At 55.5% G+C, this 2,890-nt stretch carries 1 rRNA gene; it reads left to right on the plus strand.

The features are described from left to right. Positions 1-22: 22 nt before the first annotated feature. A 23S ribosomal RNA gene (locus KNO79_RS15400) occupies positions 23-2,890 on the plus strand; the annotation flags it as partial.

Consider the following 2,890-nt stretch of genomic DNA (forward strand, 5'->3'; position numbering starts at 1 on the left):
GGACCGTGTGTCTTAGACGCTAGATCAAGGTAGAAAGGGCGTACGGTGGATGCCTTGGCACTAGGAGCCGATGAAGGACGCGACGAACAGCGAAATGCTCTGGGGAGTGGTAAGTACACATTGATCCAGAGATCTCCGAATGGGGGAACCCACCGCCGGGAGACTGGCGGGACACCCACGTGAATACATAGCGTGGCGTGAGGCATACCCGGGGAACTGAAACATCTAAGTACCCGGAGGAAGAGAAAGAAAATTCGATTCCCTGAGTAGCGGCGAGCGAAACGGGAACAGCCCAAACCAGGAAGCATGCTTCCTGGGGTTGTAGGACACTCTACACGGAGTTACAAAGGGATAGGGTAGGTGAACGACCTGGAAAGGTCGGCCAGAGAAGGTGACGGCCCTGTAGCCGAAACCCCATCCCCTCCAGAGTGGATCCTGAGTACGGCGGGACACGTGAAACCCCGTCGGAATCCGGGAGGACCATCTCCCAAGGCTAAATACTTCCTAGTGACCGATAGTGAACCAGTACCGTGAGGGAAAGGTGAAAAGCACCCCGGAAGGGGAGTGAAAGAGATCCTGAAACCGTATGCCTACAAGTAGTCAGAGCCCGTTCACGGGTGATGGCGTGCCTTTTGTAGAATGAACCGGCGAGTTACGATGGCGGGCGAGGTTAAGCCGATGAGGCGGAGCCGCAGCGAAAGCGAGTCTGAACAGGGCGCATCAGTCCGTCGTCGTAGACCCGAAACCAGGTGATCTACCCATGTCCAGGATGAAGGTCAGGTAACACTGACTGGAGGTCCGAACCCACGCACGTTGAAAAGTGCGGGGATGAGGTGTGGGTAGCGGTGAAATGCCAATCGAACCTGGAGATAGCTGGTTCTCTCCGAAATAGCTTTAGGGCTAGCCTCGAGGTGAAGAGTTCTGGAGGTAGAGCACTGATTGGACTAGGGGCCCCCACAGGGTTACCGAATTCAGTCAAACTCCGAATGCCAGCAACTTGTACTCGGGAGTCAGACTGCGAGTGATAAGATCCGTAGTCGAGAGGGAAACAGCCCAGACCATCAGCTAAGGTCCCCAAGTGTATGTTAAGTGGAAAAGGATGTGGCGCTGCACAGACAACTAGGATGTTGGCTTAGAAGCAGCCACCATTCAAAGAGTGCGTAATAGCTCACTAGTCGAGTGGCGCCGCGCCGAAAATGTAACGGGGCTAAACATACCACCGAAGCTATGGATCCCGTAAGGGATGGTAGGAGAGCGTTCCAAGCAGCAGTGAAGCGGTATCGTGAGGAGCCGTGGAGCGCTTGGAAGTGAGAATGCCGGTGTGAGTAGCGAAAAGAGGGGTGAGAATCCCCTCCGTCGAAAGCCTAAGGTTTCCTGAGGAAGGCTCGTCCGCTCAGGGTTAGTCTGGACCTAAGCCGAGGCCGAAAGGCGTAGGCGATGGACAACAGGTCGATATTCCTGTACCGCCGTACCACCGTTTGAACGATGGGGGGACGCAGAAGGATAAGGTGACCGTGCGACTGGAAGTGCACGGACAAGCAGCGAGGCCGTCGGGTTGGCAAATCCGCCCGGCATACAAGGTTGAGCTGTGACGTGGAGCCCGTAGGGCGAAGCACCGGATTTCACGCTGCCAAGAAAAGCCTCTAGTGAGGAGGTCGGCGCCAGTACCGCAAACCGACACAGGTAGGCGAGATGAGAATTCTAAGACGCGCGGGATAACTCTCGTTAAGGAACTCGGCAAAATGGTCCCGTAACTTCGGGAGAAGGGACGCTTATGGCAACATAAGCCGCAGTGAATAGGCCCAAACGACTGTTTAGCAAAAACACAGGTCTCTGCTAAATCGCAAGATGAAGTATAGGGGCTGACGCCTGCCCGGTGCTGGAAGGTTAAGGGGATGTGTCATCGCAAGAGAAGCACTGAACCGAAGCCCCAGTAAACGGCGGCCGTAACTATAACGGTCCTAAGGTAGCGAAATTCCTTGTCGGGTAAGTTCCGACCCGCACGAAAGGCGTAACGATTTGGGCACTGTCTCAACGAGAGACCCGGTGAAATCATAGTACCTGTGAAGATGCAGGTTACCCGCGACAGGACGGAAAGACCCCATGGAGCTTTACTACAGCCTGATATTGAGGCTTTGTACGCGATGTACAGGATAGGTGGGAGTTTGTGAAGCCGGAGCGCCAGCTTCGGTGGAGACACCCTTGGGATACCACCCTTTGCGTATAGAGTCTCTAACTCGCAGCCGTGATCCGGCTGGAGGACCGTGTCAGGCGGGTAGTTTGACTGGGGCGGTCGCCTCCTAAACAGTAACGGAGGCGCCCAAAGGTTCCCTCAGAATGGTTGGAAATCATTCGAAGAGTGCAAAGGCAGAAGGGAGCTTGACTGCGAGACCTACAAGTCGAGCAGGGACGAAAGTCGGGCTTAGTGATCCGGTGGTTCCGCATGGAAGGGCCATCGCTCAACGGATAAAAGCTACCCTGGGGATAACAGGCTGATCTCCCCCAAGAGTCCACATCGACGGGGAGGTTTGGCACCTCGATGTCGGCTCATCGCATCCTGGGGCTGGAGTAGGTCCCAAGGGTTGGGCTGTTCGCCCATTAAAGCGGTACGCGAGCTGGGTTCAGAACGTCGTGAGACAGTTCGGTCCCTATCCGTCGTGGGCGTAGGAAATTTGAGGAGAGCTGTCCTTAGTACGAGAGGACCGGGATGGACGCACCGCTGGTGTACCAGTTGTTCCGCCAGGAGCACCGCTGGGTAGCTACGTGCGGACGGGATAAGTGCTGAAAGCATCTAAGCATGAAGCCCCCTCCGAGATGAGATTTCCCTTTGAGCAATCAAGAAAGACCCCTCAGAGACGATGAGGTAGATAGGTCATGGGTGGAAGCGTGG

The sequence above is a fragment of the Exiguobacterium sp. s43 genome (assembly GCF_018617255.1).
GTDB classification, from domain to species: Bacteria; Bacillota; Bacilli; order Exiguobacteriales; family Exiguobacteriaceae; genus Exiguobacterium; species Exiguobacterium profundum.